The 17,044-nt window shown below is 62.5% G+C and carries 13 protein-coding genes and 1 pseudogene; 11 read left to right on the forward strand and 3 right to left on the reverse strand.

Going from position 1 to position 17,044, the window contains the following annotated elements; translation table 11 throughout:
- Nucleotides 1–215: hypothetical protein (locus tag ABEI27_RS03085; RefSeq protein WP_375797950.1), on the forward strand; the 215-nt coding region annotated here is incomplete at its 5' end.
- A 294-nt stretch (nt 216–509) separates the two neighbouring features.
- On the forward strand, nt 510–2,660 hold the full coding sequence (locus ABEI27_RS03090) for a GH32 C-terminal domain-containing protein (protein ID WP_375797951.1): 2,151 nt from the start codon (nt 510–512) through the stop codon (nt 2,658–2,660).
- Here the strand turns inward: ABEI27_RS03090 and ABEI27_RS03095 are convergent.
- On the reverse strand, nt 2,654–4,009 hold the full coding sequence (locus ABEI27_RS03095; protein WP_375797952.1) for a glycoside hydrolase family 68 protein: 1,356 nt from the start codon (nt 4,007–4,009) through the stop codon (nt 2,654–2,656). The genes ABEI27_RS03090 and ABEI27_RS03095 overlap by 7 nt on opposite strands.
- A 292-nt stretch (nt 4,010–4,301) precedes the next feature.
- Here ABEI27_RS03095 and ABEI27_RS03100 point away from each other — a divergent pair, with 292 nt between their 5' ends.
- The gene (locus tag ABEI27_RS03100) at nt 4,302–5,972 is read left to right on the forward strand and encodes an alpha-glucosidase (RefSeq protein ID WP_375797953.1); all 1,671 of its coding nucleotides are present in this window, start codon (nt 4,302–4,304) and stop codon (nt 5,970–5,972) included.
- Nucleotides 5,973–6,008: 36 nt separating this feature from the next.
- Here ABEI27_RS03100 and ABEI27_RS03105 read toward each other — a convergent pair whose 3' ends face one another.
- Complete coding sequence (locus ABEI27_RS03105) at nt 6,009–6,908, reverse strand: hypothetical protein (RefSeq protein WP_375797954.1); 900 nt, start codon at nt 6,906–6,908, stop codon at nt 6,009–6,011.
- Nucleotides 6,909–7,036: 128 nt separating this feature from the next.
- On the opposite strand from ABEI27_RS03105, the gene ABEI27_RS03110 reads away from it, so the two are divergent.
- The 5 genes from ABEI27_RS03110 to ABEI27_RS03130 all read left to right on the forward strand — a co-directional run bounded on the left by ABEI27_RS03110 (nt 7,037) and on the right by ABEI27_RS03130 (nt 12,936).
- Nucleotides 7,037–8,020: an aldo/keto reductase gene (locus ABEI27_RS03110; RefSeq protein WP_375797955.1), complete on the forward strand. Its 984-nt coding sequence runs from the start codon at nt 7,037–7,039 to the stop codon at nt 8,018–8,020.
- A gap of 158 nt (nt 8,021–8,178) precedes the next feature.
- Complete coding sequence (locus ABEI27_RS03115; RefSeq protein WP_375797956.1) at nt 8,179–9,621, forward strand: extracellular solute-binding protein; 1,443 nt, start codon at nt 8,179–8,181, stop codon at nt 9,619–9,621.
- A 177-nt stretch (nt 9,622–9,798) separates the two neighbouring features.
- Nucleotides 9,799–10,758, forward strand: a complete 960-nt coding sequence (locus tag ABEI27_RS03120) for a carbohydrate ABC transporter permease (RefSeq protein WP_375797957.1) — start codon at nt 9,799–9,801, stop codon at nt 10,756–10,758.
- A gap of 1 nt (nt 10,759) precedes the next feature.
- Complete coding sequence (locus ABEI27_RS03125) at nt 10,760–11,740, forward strand: carbohydrate ABC transporter permease (protein WP_375797958.1); 981 nt, start codon at nt 10,760–10,762, stop codon at nt 11,738–11,740.
- Between the two features lie 2 nt (nt 11,741–11,742).
- On the forward strand, nt 11,743–12,936 hold the full coding sequence (locus ABEI27_RS03130; protein WP_375797959.1) for an ABC transporter ATP-binding protein: 1,194 nt from the start codon (nt 11,743–11,745) through the stop codon (nt 12,934–12,936).
- Nucleotides 12,937–13,007: 71 nt separating this feature from the next.
- Here the strand turns inward: ABEI27_RS03130 and ABEI27_RS03135 are convergent, their stop codons facing one another.
- Nucleotides 13,008–14,702, reverse strand: coding sequence for an alpha-glucosidase (locus ABEI27_RS03135; protein WP_375797960.1), 1,695 nt, complete (start codon nt 14,700–14,702; stop codon nt 13,008–13,010).
- 311 nt (nt 14,703–15,013) lie between these two features.
- On the opposite strand from ABEI27_RS03135, the gene ABEI27_RS03140 reads away from it, so the two are divergent.
- The 3 genes and pseudogenes from ABEI27_RS03140 (at nt 15,014) to ABEI27_RS03150 (ending at nt 16,886) form a co-directional block, all read left to right on the forward strand.
- Complete coding sequence (locus ABEI27_RS03140; protein WP_375797961.1) at nt 15,014–15,949, forward strand: PfkB family carbohydrate kinase; 936 nt, start codon at nt 15,014–15,016, stop codon at nt 15,947–15,949.
- A 1-nt stretch (nt 15,950) separates the two neighbouring features.
- A pseudogene (locus ABEI27_RS03145) lies at nt 15,951–16,142 on the forward strand (cell division control protein Cdc6); the annotation flags it as partial.
- A 375-nt stretch (nt 16,143–16,517) separates the two neighbouring features.
- Nucleotides 16,518–16,886: an SDR family NAD(P)-dependent oxidoreductase gene (locus ABEI27_RS03150; protein ID WP_375797962.1), complete on the forward strand. Its 369-nt coding sequence runs from the start codon at nt 16,518–16,520 to the stop codon at nt 16,884–16,886.
- Nucleotides 16,887–17,044: the final 158 nt, after the last annotated feature.

A 17,044-nucleotide genomic window follows, 5' to 3' on the forward strand; every position in this document is an offset into this window, starting at 1 on the left:
CAGCGGAGTTGATACTGCACCGTCCCCTGAGCGTAGTTCAGTTCCCCGAGGAGCGCCCGGAGGTGGATACCCGGCGTCTCCGCGACGTGCTGCTAGATCACTCGGCGAGATTCCAGTTCGAGGTTCGGATCCGACATCGCTCAACCCCGCCTCAAGGCGACGAAGAACGTGATGAGTCCGCCGAGGATGAGGATCGCGCTCCCGTGTTCCAGTAGTTCGAGCGTCGCCGCGGGGGGTACGGAAGCAGCGGATATTCGAGAAATACGATGAGGCTATAGACGGCGAACATCGTCTGCCCGATAGTGACGACGCCCATCCGCTGGTCGGCTTCGTACCCTGGCCGATGGTCCAGTTTGGCTTAACGATTGGCGTACAACCGTCGAACTGCGGCGTGGTCAGCCGCCTCCACACCCGTTTCACGCGCTGTGTTATGGGGGCCGTGACGACCCCGGTGGGGCCCCGAAGTTGGAGACGGTACGATTTTCACTCGTGACTGAATTACCCTCGGTATGATCGGCCACGGGATGCGAGTCGGATTTGTCTGCGACGGCACGCTGTCAGCGGAACAGCAGGCGGCACTGACGTGGCTGGAGGAGCAGTCAATCGACGCAATGCGGGTCTCCCTCGACGAAATCGGCGAGGTGATCGGTACGTGTGATGTGTTGTGGTGGCACCGCGATGCACCGTTCGAGGAGAGTCTCCTCTCGCCCAGTTTCACGGACGCCATCGACGCGTTTCTCGCGAACGACGGGGGACTGTTGCTCACGCTCAGAGCGATGGCTGCCGTCGAGGCGGCCGAAATCGATCCCGTTCCGCCGGATGCGGTGGGTGTCCAGAGCGTCACTGAGCCGACGGGGGTACTCTGGCGGACGCTCTACGACGACCACCCGGCCGTCTCGGACTTCGATTCGATTCGAATTCCCGTGTGTGACCGGGGGGCAGTCCCCACGGCCCACTACGAGAGTGTGGTTCCCGCGGAGGGCGAGGTACTCGCATCGACGGTCCGCGGCGAGCAGGCGGTGCCGAACGAGATGACAGTCGTCTCCTGGAACCGTGGCGGCGGCGTCTTAGGCGTCGGTGCGCCCCTCTCGTTCCACGAACCCGCTGAGCCGCCCGTCGTCGGGGCTCGTTCGGACCTGGTCTCGGGGTGTCTGTCGGCGCTCGACGACCGCGAGCAACCCGCTCGACCGAAGACGGCTGAGCAGTTGACCGCGCTGCGGGAGGCGTTCGCCGACGACCCCGCCCGGCCGCGCTATCACTTCACCCCGCCCGCGAATTGGCTGAACGATCCGAACGGTCTGATCCGCTGGAACGGCCGCTATCACCTCTTCTATCAGTACAATCCGGCGGGACCGTTTCATAACACGATTCACTGGGGGCACGCCGTAAGCGACGACCTGCTCCACTGGACCGATAAACAGATTGCGCTCGCGCCGTCACCGGACGGCCCCGACCGCCACGGCTGTTGGTCGGGGTGTGCGGTCGGCGACGACGGGACGCCGACGGTCCTCTACACGGGCGGCAACGGCCGATGGCAACTCCCGTGTCTCGCCACGAGCACCGATCCGGACCTCCAGGTCTGGGACAAGGATCCGGGCAATCCCATCATCGAAGAACCGCCGTGGGGCCTCGATCTCCTCTCGACGGAGCACTGGGAAGTCGAGTTCCGCGACCACGCGATCTGGCAGGACGGCGAGACGTGGTATCAACTCATCGGCAGCGGCATCACCGACCAGGGCGGGACCGCGCTCCTCTACGCCTCCTCAGACCTCCGCGAGTGGGAGTACGAGGGCCCGTTACTCATCGGTGAGGACGGTCCCGGTGCTGTCTGGGAGTGTCCGGAGTTGCTGGACTTCGGCGATCGATCCCTGCTCCACGTCTCGAACTACGAAGACGTCGTGTACTTCATCGGGACGGTCGACGACGGGAAGTTCGACGTGGCGTGTCGCGGACTCCTCGATCACGGCGACTTCTACGCCCCGCAGTCGCTCACAGACGGGGATCGACACCTGACCTGGGGGTGGCTTCCTGAGACGCGCGACGCGAGCGCGCAATGGAACGCCGGATGGTCGGGCGCGCTGTCGCTCCCGCGAGTCCTCTCGCTCGGCGACGACGGGACGCTCCGGCAACGGCCCGCCGAAGAAGTCGATCGGCTCCGACAGGACGCACACCCCACAGCGGTTCCAGCGGTCTTGGAGGGCACTCGCCACTCGCTCGATGAAGGCGGTCGGACCCTGGAGATTGAACTGGAGGTGTCGCTGGACGACGCCTCGACGTTCGAACTCTCGGTGTTCGAATCGGCCGACCGCCACGAGCGGACGGCGATCCGATACACGCACGAGAACGAACTGGTGGTCGACCGGTCGGCGTCGAGTCGCGAGGGAGTTGGCGCGGCCGACGCCCAGCGGATGCCGGTGACTCCGTACGACGACTCGCTGTCTCTCCGAGCGTTTCTCGACGGATCGGTGATCGAACTGTACGCCAACGATCGCCACTGCCTGACGAGCAGGGTGTACCCCGATGCAGATAGCACGGGCATATCGGTGGCCGCGGAGGATGGCCGGGCGTCGATCTCCGCGTTCGAGGTCTGGGATCTGGACGCTGTAATCACGCCCGCACCGCAACCCGCGTCGGTTCCGGCCGACACGGAGTCTCAGTGACCGCTCTGAGAGTAGCCCTCGGTCCGGTGCCGATCCATTCGGGTGTCTAGACGGTCGACGTAACCGTTGTCCGACGTGATTCCGTCCGGGGGTTGATACTCGTCGGAGTCGGAGAGTTCGTCTTCGTCAGTGGGGATGTGCCAGTGCGCGAGTATGTCGTGAATACGCGTCCACCTATCGTCGACGTCGAGTCTGAGCGTCGGGCTCAAGGTACCGCCGAACCGGCGTCGCTGTTCGTCCTCTGAGAGATCCGCGATGCCGTCAAGCGATTCACCGTCGTACTCGCGGTAGTTGTAGAAACTCTGTACGAGGATCTCGTCACGGTACGGAAACGCCATCCACGAGTACGCCTGGAAGGGGACGCTGCCGGGGTTCGTCACGACCAATCCGGAGCCGTTCAGGGGTTCGTATTCGCCGCGCAGCGAGTCGGCAACGAACCCGTAGAGGCCGTCGAACCCGTGAATGCCGGGCGCGAAGGTGTGCATATGACTCGAGACGAACAGGTAGTACCGGTCGTCGTGGAAGACCACGTGAGGGCGTTCGAGTTCCTGATTGACGCAGACGCCGCCCAGAAGCGGCGGTTCGAGTTCCCATTCGAGTGGGTCGCCACCGGGCGAGTGCGCGATACCGACGGTTCCGTTGAACTCCTGTTGTGCCTCGTCGCCGCCACACCAGTCGCTATCGAGGGGGACCGGCGTGTTCGCCTCAAATAAGAGGTTTGTCTCGCCCGTCGCGGGATCCTCGAAGAACCACGGGTCGCGGAACGTGTAGATCATCCCTCGAGATTGGTCCTCGTTCTCGTACCACTCCCCATCGGGTTCGAGAAGGACCTCGTGATTCCAGGGTCCCTCACTCCACACGCCGTCTTCGTCGGCCTCGAAACGGCCGCCGTGCCCGACGGCGATCCGCTGCGTGTAGTTCAGTTCGTCGGCGGACTCGTCGCCGGCGGCGGTGTAGTAGAGATAGAGGTCGCCGTTGTCGTACAGTGCAGACCCCGCCCACTGGCGTTGGCCGAGTGCACCGCTCTCGAAGATCGCGTCACCTCCGTGCCACTCGGTCCCGTTTCGGGAGTAAAAAAAGCGGATCTCGGCGACGTCGTGGCGCTTTCCGGGCAGCAGTTCTTCGGGAGCGGTCAGCGAGAAGAGCACTCGCCAGCCGTCGACTTCGGCGATCTCTCCGTGGCGGTCACGGAGGAGCCACGTGTCCCAGATGTGGAGGTCGGCGGCTGGATCCTCCGAAGGCGGTTCGATGACCGGGGCGACGGTATCGGCGGTGCGTTCGATCTGTGCGGCCTGGGACCGCGTCCACCGCGGCGGTCCCCGGCTCTCAGTGCTTTGATTATCACTCATATTGTCATTGGCCATTCTTTCGGGTTACAACCGTATCCGTAGTAAATTCACTTATTCATCCCGGTCTGGGATGCCACCCCTCGGGGTGGTAGCCCGGTTTGAATATTTATTCAAAACCGAGTATCTCTCATAACAATTAAGATGGGACAGCAGAAACACCGTGCCAACAGTCAGGACTCGATGGCTGTCTGTCGTCCCGGCTGTCGGGGCTCGCGCCCGTTCGCTCGGCCGCGCATCCCTGTCCGCCGGTTCGCGCGCAGTGAGACTGTCGCTGTCCTGATTCATCCCAACTATGAGTGAACACAATTGGTGGAAGGAGGCGGTAGTCTATCAGATCTACCCCCGGAGTTTCAACGACTCAGACGGTGATGGCATCGGTGACATCCCCGGTATCACAAATAAACTGGAGTACCTCTCGGACCTGGGCATCGACGCCGTCTGGCTCAGCCCGGTGTATGAGTCTCCCCAGCACGACAACGGCTACGACGTCAGCGACTACCAATCGATCCACTCCGGGTTCGGGACGATGTCGGACTTCGACGAGTTGCTGACGGGCCTCCACGACCGCGACATCCGGCTGATTATGGATATGGTGGCGAACCACACGTCCTCAGAACACGAGTGGTTCCAGCGCTCGCGCGAGAATCCCGACGGCGAGTACGGTGACTACTACGTGTGGCGCGAGGGCGACCCCGACGACCCGCCGAACAACTGGGAATCCGCCTTCGGTGGCTCCGCCTGGGAGTACGACGGCAAGCGGGGCGCGTGGTATCTCCACCTCTTCGACGTTCATCAACCCGACCTCAACTGGCGAAATCCGGCCGTCCGTCGCGAGATGCTCGAGATGATGAACTGGTGGCTCGACAAGGGCGTCGATGGCTACCGACTGGACGTCGTCAATCTGCTCTCGAAGGCCGAGGGACTCCCTGACGGGGCCCCCGACGGCGAGTGGGTCGGCAGCGAGCACTTCGTCAACGGCCCGCGAATCCACGAGTACCTCGGTGAGATGCACGAGGAAGTCTTCCACGGGAGAGACATCGTTACCGTCGGTGAGATGCCGCAACTCGACCTCGAAACCGCGCGGCGATTCGTCGGTGATGGCCCGCTCGACCTCGTTTTCCCATTCGAACATCTGCGGCTCGACTTCGGCGAGGAGGGTCGCTGGGACGTCAGTCCGTGGGACCTCAGGGATCTCAAATCCACCCTCGACAAGTGGCAGCGCGGCCTCGACGGTCACGGGTGGAACACGCTCTTTTTCGAGAACCACGACCAGCCTCGAAGTGTCTCCCGGTTCGGCAACGACGAGACGTACCGATACGAATCTGCCACCGCGCTCGCGACCATTCTCCTGACTCTGCGCGGCACGCCCTTCCTCTATCAGGGCGAGGAGATCGGGATGACGAACAGTTCTTTCGAGTCGCTCGATGCGGTCCGCGACGTCGACACGATCCGGAACGTCGAGGAACTGATCGCCGACGGCGTAATCGAGGACTACGAGGAGATCCGACCAATCGTCGAGTACCGCTCACGCGATCACTCGCGGACGCCCGTCCAGTGGGACGACTCCCCGCACGCCGGCTTCACCGACGGAGAGCCGTGGATCGCCGTCAACGACGACTATCCCGAAGTCAACGTCGAACGCGAACGGAACCGGTCGCCCTCGATCCGCTCGTTCTACCGGGAACTGATCGACGTTCGCGGGGACACCCCGGCGCTCGTTCACGGCTCTTACGACCTCCATCTGCCTGAGGACAAACAACTGTACGTCTACTCGCGGACAACGGACGACTCCCAGGCCGTGGTCGTCATCAACTTCTCCGAACTGGACCGCATCGACAGCTTCGATATGCTGCAGTCGGACGCTTCGCTGCTCGTGAGTAATTACGAGGACGTCGTCGACGAGTCGACCGAGTCGCTGGAGCTTCGCCCTTACGAGACGCGGGTGTACGAACAGTCACTGTAGGACGGGCCCGGTGTGTGGGCGTCCCCCGCTCCGCGCTTACTCGAACGTGTAGACTCGCGCTTCGCACGACGGACAAAAGAGCGTCTTCGAGGGAACTCCATCGGGGCCGCGATAGCCGCCACAGCAGGACGCATCGTTGCCGTATTCGAGCGTCGTCCCGCAGTCGGGGCACGCTTCGAGGAACACCCGACAGGTCTGGGCTGCCGCGAACGCCGTGGACTCGCTGTCGACGAAGTCCTCGGCTGCGCGGGTCCCGCCGACTTCCGCGATGACAATCGGGCGGGTGAGCCACGTCTCTTCGAGCGCGTGATCGGCCTCTGACGAGAGTGCGATCCACGTTTCACCATCCTGCTGGACGACGCGCGAATCGGTCGCGGGGGAGATCTCCAGCGCGACATCAGCCAGTACCTCAGTATCCTTCTCACTGAGGTCGTCCATCTCTGCGTGCCACCGCTCTTCGAAGGACGCGGTCGGCGCGACGGTCTCCTCGCCGGCGCGGAGGACCCCGGCGTCGTCGAGGCGTTCGAGGAGCGCGTCCGCCGCTGGGGCCTCGGCCAGCGCTCCGTCGTCGGTCTGCTCGGTCTCCGTCGACGTCGTTTCCTCATCGTCGGCTGCGCCGGACTGTTCCGCACCGGGTTGATCACTGCTCAGGGAGTTGCTCCTGCGGTCGGGTGCGTCGTGAAACAGCGCTTCCCCACCCGGGATGCGTGCCACGAGCGCTGGGGCGAATCGCGGCGTCCCCGGAATCAGATAGCCGCGAACGCCGATGACCAACAGGCCGACTGCCGCAGCGAGAACGGCGAACGCCGCAGAAACGGTCGCAAGCGCCCCGGCGACGACCCCGAGAATCCCGACGTTGACTACAGTGCACGGCCAACAGCGGTTCTCCCCCGTGTGTTCGGGTTGCCGGAGGCCGTCGATGACAGACGAGTTCACATCTCTAAGGTAGTGCTGGCTCCGAAATCAAGGTTCCGTCGGTCGGGACCGGTCGTCGAGAACTCAGACAACCCCGGGTGGCTCACATAGAGCGTGGTTTTTTTGACGGCTGTGGATGTATCGCGGGTATGACCGAGATGGAGTACACGTATCTCGGCGAGACCGGGATGGACGTGTCGCGGTTTGCGCTGGGGTGTATGAACTTCGGGACCGGAGAGCCGTGGATGATCCACGACGAGGGGCGCTCGCGCGCGATCATCGACCGCGCGCTGGACCTCGGGATCAACTTCCTCGACACGGCGAACGTCTACTCACAGGGCGAAAGCGAAAGAATCGTCGGGCAGGCCATCGAGGAGTACGACCGGTCGGAACTGGTGATCGCCACCAAGGTGTATCATCAGATGGGCGACGGGCCGAACAGCCGCGGGCTCTCGCGGAAACACGTGCTCGACCAGGCGAAGGCGTCGCTCGAACGACTCGGGGCCGACTACATCGATCTCTATCAGATCCACCGATGGGACGACAACACGCCCGTCGAAGAAGTCCTCTCCGCGCTCGATTACCTCGTGGACGAGGGGCTCGTCCGCTACGTCGGAGCGAGCACGATGCCGGCCTGGAAGTTCACCCGGGCGCTGTACGCTGCCGACGTCGAGAACCACGAGCGGTTCGTCTCGATGCAACCGGAGTACAACGCGGTCGATAGACACGAGGAGGCCAACGTCCTGCCCGCGTGTGCCGCTGAAGGAGTGGGCGTCCTCCCGTGGTCGCCCCTGGCCGGCGGGTTCCTGACGGGGAAATACTCGCGCGACGAGCAGCCCGAATCGGGACGCGCGGCGAGCGACGAGTACACCGCGCAGCGGTTCACTGACGAGAACTGGGCGGTACTGGACGAGATCCGTGCTATCGCCGAGGCAAAGAACGCGACGCCTGCACAAGTGAGCATCGCGTGGCTACTGCACAAAGACGTCGTCGACGCGCCGATAATCGGCCCACGATCGCTCGATCACCTCGAAGAGAACGTCGGCGCACTCGACGTCTCGTTGAGTGACGAAGACCTGTCACGCATCGAGGCGCCGATCACGCCACGGTGGCCTGCGCCGGGGAAAGACTGAGCAGAGACGATTCGATCGGTTTTTTATGGAGTAGTCGTCCCAGTATCATACTCGAAGGTTCACACTGCTGTCCGGCGATTGTCCGCGCGGTTGGATTGTCACAACACCTGTTGTAAATCCCCTTAGGTATATTAATGATTAATTCTTACCAGCTACGTATGTCTGGCAACAGTACTGATGAGGGCGTTTCACGACGACGATATATCGCGGCTGCCGGTGCAATCGGCGCAGCTGGACTAGCAGGGTGTTCGGGGGGCGGCGGTGGTGGCGGTGAGACCGACGCCGCGACGACAGGATCGAGCGACAGTGGCGGTCTCGGTGGGAAGGTCACCGTCTTCTCGGGACCGCAGTATATCGACAAGGGGATGCCGCAGGCGCTCCACGAGGCTGGGGTCCCTGACTCGATCACGATCGAGATGACTCGTCCGCCGCAACAGAGCGGCGGGAAACAGCAGCAACTCCGGACGGCGATCGACGCAGAGTCGACTGATCCCGACCTCGTCCTAACGGACAACGGGTGGACGATCCCGTTCATCGTTCGCGGCGACCTGGTCAATCTGGAGAAGGAGATGTCCGACGAATTCATCTCGGAGGTGAAAGACGAGGGCGTCCAGTCGATGATCAACACGGGGACACACCCCGAAACCGGCGATCTGTACTCGATTCCTGCCTTCCCCGACTATCCGACCGTCCAGTACCGGAAGGACCTGTTCCGAGCGGCCGGCTACGACGACTCGGACTTCAGCACCTGGCAGACCGATCCGCCGACGTGGACCGAGTTCACGAAGGCGGTCTCTGAGGCACACGGCGCCGGCAATGCAGAGTACGGCCACGTGTGGCAAGGTAACAACTACGTCGGGTTGGCGTGCTGTACGTTCAACGAGTTCCTGACGAGTATGGGCGGCGCCTTCTTCGGCGGCCAGGACAATCTCTTCGGGCCCGTCGGCGATCGCCCGGTCACGATCGGGAACGAGAAGTCGATCGACGGGATCGAAGCCGCGGTCGACATCATCCACGGCGAGGGCCTCGCGCCGGTCGACATCACGGCCGTTTCACCGCAGGAGGTGGCCGGGTGGATCGAACCGGACACGAAAAGCATCTTCGAGAACGGTAACGCGGTCACCCAGCGCAACTGGACCTACGCCATCGGCGGCGGTGCGAGCGCGTTCGAGGGCACCGATATGGAGATGGGCGTGATGCCGCTCCCGAAGGGGCCGAACGGTTCCTGGCACGCGCAGGGTGGCTGGATCCTCTCGATGAACCCCTTCAGCGACAACAAAGAGTCCGCCAAGGAGGTCATCAAGGCCTGGTGGAGTGATTCCTTCCTCAAGCATCAGTTCGATGCGGCGAACTTTATGCCGCCGAAGCCCTCGCTGTACAGTTACGTTCAGGAGAGTGATGCGTACGGGCCGTACTTCGAGGCGCTCCAGTATTCGACCCAGAACCTGATTCCGCGACCGACCACCTCGGTGTGGCCGAGCCAGCGGTCGATTGTCGCCAGCGAGGTCAACGCGGCGCTCCGCCAAGAGAAGTCGCCGCAGGAGGCGGGTGCAGCGATGCAAGAACAGATTGCGGCAATCGAGGAGCAAGCGTCCGGGTAGTCCCGCAGCGCAGGCCGTCAAGACCACGTTGCATTTAATAGAGATTCAAAACAACCATAATGTTAAATAACTATATTAATAGCATATCCAGTATGCCAGTTCCACAGCAATTGGCTGTTGGCAACAGGGGTGTTGTGCACCGTGGCAGTTGAAGAGGCTCGACCACGACAGACCGGGGTGTTCACACGAGTCAGTACGTGGACTGAGAACCTCAGCGAGCAGGCGTATGCGTACCTCCTGCTGGCACCCGGGTTTCTCATCCTGGTGTTGTTCGCCTTCTGGCCCCTGCTCTCGGCGGTCAGGATGTCGTTCTTCGAGGACGTCATCGCCGGGAGCGGCCGTCTCGGGGATTTCGCCGGGCTGACGAACTACATCCAGCTCCTCACGAACAGTAACGCGCTCGCGCCGGCAGCCTTCTTGGATCCGTCGTTCCAGGTCCCAGTTCTGCAACAGGCGCTGTTTATGACGGTTCTGTTCGCCGTGCTGAGTGTCGCGGGCGAGACGATACTCGGCTTCCTGTACGCGATGCTGATGCAGGGAGATTACCAGGGCCGAAAACTCGTCCGGTTGCTGATCATCATCCCGTGGGCGATTCCGATCGTCATCCAAGGGATGATCTTCTTCCTGATGTTCCGGCCGGGGTACGGGCTCCTGACCGAACCGCTCCAGAATCTCGGGATTTTCTCCAGTCTGCCGCTCAACACGACGTTCGACGGCTTCGTCATCGTGACAGTGGCCGACATCTGGAAGACGTCGGCGTTTATGGCGCTGTTGATCCTGGCGGGACTGGAGAGCATCAACCAGGACCTCTACGACGTGGCCGACGTGATGGGCGCGTCCCGGTGGCAGCGGTTCCGATACATCACGTTCCCGCTCGTCTTCCCGGCGTTGATGGTCGCGATCCTCTTCCGGACGCTGGGTGCGCTCCGGGTCTACGGGATCATCGAGGCGACCAGCGTGGGCTGTTCGACTGTGCCGTCGATGAGTTGTCTGGTCGTCCAGTTGATGTTCGGCTCCGCATCGCTGTACGGATCGGCCGCGGCAACGAGCGTCCTCATCGCGATTGTCGTCGGGATATTCATCTCGATCTACCTGCTCTTCATCAGACGGAGCAACCAGAGCCTGGGGTTCGCATAGTATGAGCATCGACGCACGCAACCACGACGACGCAGAAACGTTCGACGAAGCGAGCGGTGGTGCCGGTGGCGACGATGGCCGGCCGGATTCGCGGCTCAGCCGGTGGGCCGACGACTGGATCCGCAACCCAGAGAAAGCCTACACGGTGATGACGGTGTTCCTCGGCGGCGTGCTCCTGACGACGTCGCTGTTCCCGCTGTACTGGCTGTTTGCGGTCGCGATGGCGCCGCCGGGACAGACCAACATTCCACTGATCCCGACCCAGATCGACCTCTCGGCGTTCATCGTGATCTTCCAGCAGATCCCGTTCGCCCGGTTTATGTTCAACAGCCTGTTCTACGCCACGTCGGTGACGATCATCGTGCTTATCGTCGGGAGTCTCGCGGGCTACGCCTTCGGCCGGCTGAACTTCCGCGGGAAGACGCCGCTGCTGTTCTCGCTTCTCGTGCTCAGTTTCTTCCCACCCGCGACGCTGTTCCTCCCGCTCTTTCGGGCGTTCAACCAGCAGGTCGCGATGCTGGGCATCCTCCGGCTTCCGGTCGAGGTCTACGGGACGCCCGGCGCGGTCGTCGCGCCGCTCAGCGCGTTCACGATGCCGTTGGCGATCTTCATTCTGACGACGTTCTACAGTCAGATACCTGACGGTCTCGAAGACGCCGCCAGAGTAGAGGGAACGACCCGACTCGGCGCGCTGTTCCGGGTGATTATGCCGCTGTCGGCCCCCGGTGTGGCCACGGCCGGCATTCTCACGTTCATCACGACGTACACGGAGTTCTTTTTCTCGTTCCTGATGACCGGTAACAACGCCGCTGAGTGGGCGCCGGTGGTCAACGGCGTCCTCGCGTTCCAGACGCAGTACACGACGCGGTACGACCTCCAGGCGGCTGCGAGTCTGGTCGCCATCGTTCCGGTGGCGATACTCGTCGTCTTCGCGCAGGAGAAGATCATCAGCGGGCTCACGCAGGGAGCACTCAAGGAGTAACTATGGCACGAGTACAACTCAAAGACGTCGTAAAACAGTACGATGAGGTATTGGCAGTGAACAATATGAACCTCGACCTGAGGGACGGCGAGTTCATCACGCTCGTCGGACCGTCGGGCTGTGGGAAGTCGACCACTCTCGAAACGGTCGCGGGGCTCACGAAACCCACGTCGGGGCAGGTGTTGATCGGCGACCGCGAGGTGACGAACCTCCCCCCGAAGGACCGAGGGATCGCGATGGTGTTCCAGAACATCGCGCTGTTCCCGCATATGGACGTGTACGACAACATCTCCTTCGGGCTCCGTCTCCGAGACTTCCCGCAGGAGGAGATGGACCGTCGGGTCGAAGATGCCGCAGAGATCGTCCGACTCGAGGGGATGCTCGAACGGATGCCCGACGAGATGTCCGGTGGACAACGCCAGCGAGTCGCCATCGCGCGGGCGATCGTCCGGGAGCCGGAAGTGTTCCTGATGGACGAGCCGCTGGCGAACCTGGACGCGAAGCTCCGGGTGAATATGCGGACGGAACTGCAGCGTCTCCACAAACAACTGGACACGACGATCATCTACGTCACGCACAACCAGGCGGAGGCGATGACGATGTCCGATCGGATCGCGGTGCTCAACAAGGGCGAACTCCAGCAGATCGCGTCGCCGCTGACCTGCTACAACGAGCCGGCCAACCGGTTCGTCGCCGGGTTCATCGGCTCGCCGTCGATGAACTTCGTGGACACGACCGTCGGCGACGGCACGCTCGACGCCCCGGGGTACTCGGTGACGTTCGATACAACCGCCCTCGACGGGCTTTCGCGCGGAGACAGGGTAGAGATGGGAATCCGTCCCGAGGACGTCTACCTCACGGCCAACAGCGCAGAGGCCCAAGATCCGGGCGAGCCGATTTCCGTCGAAACCGACGTTCTCGAACCGATGGGCGACGAGATCTTCGTCTATCTGAAAGAGATCACCGGCGGCGGCGACGGCGACGGGATGGGCGACCTCGAAGAGCGGCAGGGACTGCTGATGAGCGTCGACCCCGCGACCGACATCCGCGAGGAAGAACAGGTCGAAATCGTCCTCGACCGCGGACGGATTCACCTGTTCGACGACGAAACGGGCGATGCGATCTCCCACGGCGTCGTCTCCGAAGCCAGCATCGAGGCCGACGTCGAACAGGACAGCGCTCAAGCCGACGACTGAGCGGCCCGTTGCGGATCCTTTCTCGCGCGCGACGGCATATCGATCTGCGGTGAACGCTCTATCACCGGGCGTTAGGCCCAGTAGACGGCCGCTTCGTAAGGTCGGAAGACTGCCCCGTGTGGCGGCGTGGCAGTGTCGTCGTAGTTGCTCGTCACGAGATCCATCGATTCGGCCTCCGGGAGGGGGCCCTCAATTTCGGTTGCGGTTTCCGCCCAGTTGAGTACGACCAGTGCCCGATCGTCCTCGAGGGTGCGGGTGTAGGCGTAGATGTCGGGGTGGTCCGGGAGGTACAGTTCGTACTCGCCGTACACGAGGATGTCGTGGCGGTGTCGGAGGTCGATCAGCCGTCGGTAGTACTGCCAGATCGAGTCCTCGTGACCCCGCTCGCGGTCGACGTTGATCGCGCGGTAGTTGTCGTTGACGGGGAACCACGGCTCTCCGTCGGTGAAGCCGGCGTGTGCATCGTCGGACCACTGCATCGGCGTCCGGGCGTGGTCCCGGCTCCAGTAGTTTATGAGATGTTCGGCCTCCGCGACAGCGTCGATCCGCCCTCGATCGATGAGTTCCTCAACCGCGCCGATCGTCCCGATGTCGTCGATCCCGTCGAGACCGTCGAACTCCTCGTTCGTCATCCCGATTTCGTCACCCTGGTAGATGTACGGCGTCCCGCTCAGCGTCAGGAGAAACGTCGCCAGGAGCGTCGCGCTCTCACGACGGTCCTTTCCGTCGTCGCCGAACCGAGAGACGATCCGCGGCTGGTCGTGATTTCCGAGGAACACCGCGTTCCACCCCCGGTTCTGTAGTCCGGTCTGCCAGCGGCCGATGACGCGTTTGAACGCCGGGAGGTCGATCTCATCCGGACCGTTCGGATCCCAGAGGCCATCGGGGCCCGTATCGAGTTCCAGATGCGCCGACTGGAAGAGCATCCCGAGACCGACCCCGTCGCCGAGGTAGTCGGCTGCCGTGTCGACGTCGGTGTTCGACATTTCGGCGACGGTCATCACGTCGTATCCCGACAGCGTCTCGACGATCTCTCGCAGGTACTCTTCCAGTCGCGGCCCATTGAAGAAGTGCGACGCGCCAACGAGGTCGGTGTCGGGGTCGCCGTCGGGATAGCCTCCCGGTTTCGAGAGGAGGTTCACTGCGTCCATCCGGAAGCCGTCGATCTCCTTCTCCAGCCACCATTCGATCATTTCGGTGATCGACTCGCGGACGCGTGGGTTCCGCCAGTTCAGATCCGGTTGGTTCTCGTGGAAGAGGTGGAGATACCACTCCCCGCGGGTTTCGTCGTAACTCCAGGCCGGACCGCCGAAGAACGACTGCCAGTTGTTCGGCGGGTCGTCGGGGTCGCCGTCGTGCCAGTGGTAATACCCCGCGTACTCCGCCTCCTCGCGTCGCGATCGCTGGAACCACTCGTGCTCCGACGACGTGTGATTGACCACGAGGTCCATCACCAGACGGATGTCACGGTCGTGAAGCGCCGAACGGAGCGTCTCCCACTGGGTCATCGTGCCGAACTCGGGGTCGATCGCGCGGTAGTCCCGCACGTCGTAGCCGTTGTCCGCCTGTGGGGAGTCGTACACCGGACAGAGCCAGACGACGTCGACGCCCAGGTCGTCGAGATAATCCACTCGCTCTGTAATCCCCCGGAGGTCACCGATCCCGTCGCCGTCGGCGTCGTTGAAACTCCGCGGGTAAATCTGGTAGACGACGGCCTCCTTCCACCAGGACCGGTCCGGCCCTGCTCTCGCTCCACCCGAGGTCATCGGGACCGGCACGTATCGCGTTGCTTCGCTGAACTCACTCGCGCGCGCCGACGTCGGGGCTTCTCACTGATCGAGTTACCTGGCGATTTCATACTACTCATAGCCGAGTATCTTCCTAAAAGTCTACTGACGACGGCCGCTCGTGCCCCTCGTGTACGTCTCACGTGTAGAGGTCCGACAGCGCCGAGCCACTGGATTCGAGATGGTGGACTGCGACCGTGCCGCGCCGCTCCGCTGGTCGGCGTGCAGCCAGTGCCGCTGATCCGAATTTTTTTGATTTTCGTCGTCCTTCCTTTAGCGTATGATGTCGTATGACGCGTGAAATTCTCGTCGCGGGCGAGACCCTGGTCGATTTCATTCCGGAGCGACCCGGACCGCTGGCGGACGTGGCGTCCTTCTCCCGACGAGCGGGCGGTGCGCCGGCCAACGTCGCGGTCGGTCTCGCCCGGTTGGATCGGACGCCGTGGTTCTGCACTGCGCTCGCGACCGATCCCTTCGGGAGGCATCTCGGGGACGTGCTCGACCGCGAGGGAATCCCGGACCGGTTCGTCACCCGCGTCGATGATTGCCAAACGGCCCTGGCGTTCGTCTCACACGGCACCGACGCCGACCGGGAGTTCACCTTCTACCGCTCGGACACGGCGGACAGACACCTGGACACGTGTGTCGTGAGTGACGAGGTCCTCGAGTCGGTCGAGGTGGTCGTCGTAGGCGGTGTCACGCTGACTGTCGAACCCGCACGGTCGGCGACGTTCGACCTCGTCGAGCGGGCCCGGGAGCGAGACTGCCGCGTCTTCTTCGATCCGAACGTCCGCCCCGAACTGTGGGAGACGGATCCGGCCCCGACAATCGAACGGATGCTCTCTGTGACGGGCGTTCTCAAAACGACCCGAGAGGATCTAGACGGCGCCGGGCTTGCGGCCGACCCCGCGACCCTTCTTTCAGCCGGACCGGACACGATTCTCCTGACTGAAGGGTCCGCCGGCGCCCGCCTCATTACTGACGCGAGCGCGCCGTGGGGTGCCGGTGAATGGCACCACGCCGGATACGACGTCGACGACGTTGTCGATACGACCGGTGCCGGCGACGCGTTCGCCGCAGGGGCCATCGCCGGACTCGTCGATGGCGACGACCCGGACGAACTCCTCGCGTTTGCCAACGCAGTCGCGGCCGCGTCGACGACTCGCCGTGGTGCGATGACGGCGCTCCCGAACCGACAGACTGTCGCAGAAATCAGCGACGAATGATAAGATGAAACCGCTCACGACGTATTCGCTTGTTAATTTCGAGCGACGGAGTCACGCTTCCAGCTCCGGGATGTTTCTTGAGTTCCAGTTTGGAGAACGCCCAGAAACACTTCGAGAAGATTCGCGTATTGAGGCGATTTCCGAGGACGAGGGTACCTCTGTCGTCAACGCACAGATTCGTAATCAGACGTAGGAGAGGCTTCAGTCATATTGTCGCTAGCTTCCCTTCGTGCTCGTTTATTAGCCTCTGAGTATCTCGCTGCCTCCCACATAATCAGTGGTTTCGATTAATTGGCCCTGTTGAAACCCTTGTTGGGAAATATGACGAATGAGGAACCTCGGTCACGATTGACGGTCTTCCAAAGTTACGACTTCTCCAATTCGTTGAACGTGCTATGGTGGTGGCCCGCCGTGCTGTGGCACGATTCTCAACACGCTACTCACGAAAACGGTTCACGCTACGTCAGTATGTCGTCCTGCTCTGCCCGAAGCTGAAGAAGACGTCTACGACGAGATACCAGAGACGAGAGCGGCTTAGCCGCCCAATACTGGCCATCTATAAAACCAAATAGAAGGTGGTGATGGCGCGATTGTGAACGTTTCTTCTACGGCGGGTCAACGAGGGAGTGCGAGCGCAGGCGTCCACTATTCGGCCTCGAAAGCCGGCGTGCTCGGACTAATGAAGGGGCTTGCGAAACAGCTTGCGCCTGATGTACGTGTGAATTCCGTCGTACCGGGTCTCATCGATACGCCGCTGACCACCGGTTCGGAACTCTGGTCCGATGAGGAGTTGGAGGCCTTCGTCGAGCGCCTTCCAGCGGGCCGTCTCGGTGACCCAGACGAGGTCGCCCGGGTTATCCATTTCCTTTGTGGGGAAGGCAGTTCCTATATGACGGGGAGTGTCGTGAACGTCGACGGTGGCTCTGATCTCGTCTAATTATGCAGTGAATTCCAAACGCGGTCATAGACCGCGTCGACGGTCGTAAACTCTACCTCCGGATACTCGGCGAGGGTTTCGATCAGGGAATCAAGCAGTCCGATGCGATGGCTGTACCCCATTATCTGTGGGTGCATCGTCAGCACGTAGAGTCCGTG

The sequence above is a fragment of the Halobellus sp. genome, from assembly GCF_042218505.1.
GTDB lineage: Archaea > Halobacteriota > Halobacteria > Halobacteriales > Haloferacaceae > Haloquadratum.

Excerpts from the sequence above, each read along its gene's own strand:
- ABEI27_RS03090 (WP_375797951.1), top strand. The coding sequence starts at position 510 with ATGATCGGCCACGGGATGCGAGTCGGATTTGTCTGCGACGGCACGCTG.
- ABEI27_RS03095 (WP_375797952.1), bottom strand. The coding sequence starts at position 4,009 with ATGAGTGATAATCAAAGCACTGAGAGCCGGGGACCGCCGCGGTGGACG.
- ABEI27_RS03100 (WP_375797953.1), top strand. The coding sequence starts at position 4,302 with ATGAGTGAACACAATTGGTGGAAGGAGGCGGTAGTCTATCAGATCTAC.
- ABEI27_RS03110 (WP_375797955.1), top strand. The coding sequence starts at position 7,037 with ATGACCGAGATGGAGTACACGTATCTCGGCGAGACCGGGATGGACGTG.
- ABEI27_RS03115 (WP_375797956.1), top strand. The coding sequence starts at position 8,179 with ATGTCTGGCAACAGTACTGATGAGGGCGTTTCACGACGACGATATATC.
- ABEI27_RS03125 (WP_375797958.1), top strand. The coding sequence starts at position 10,760 with ATGAGCATCGACGCACGCAACCACGACGACGCAGAAACGTTCGACGAA.
- ABEI27_RS03130 (WP_375797959.1), top strand. The coding sequence starts at position 11,743 with ATGGCACGAGTACAACTCAAAGACGTCGTAAAACAGTACGATGAGGTA.
- ABEI27_RS03135 (WP_375797960.1), bottom strand. The coding sequence starts at position 14,702 with ATGACCTCGGGTGGAGCGAGAGCAGGGCCGGACCGGTCCTGGTGGAAG.
- ABEI27_RS03140 (WP_375797961.1), top strand. The coding sequence starts at position 15,014 with ATGACGCGTGAAATTCTCGTCGCGGGCGAGACCCTGGTCGATTTCATT.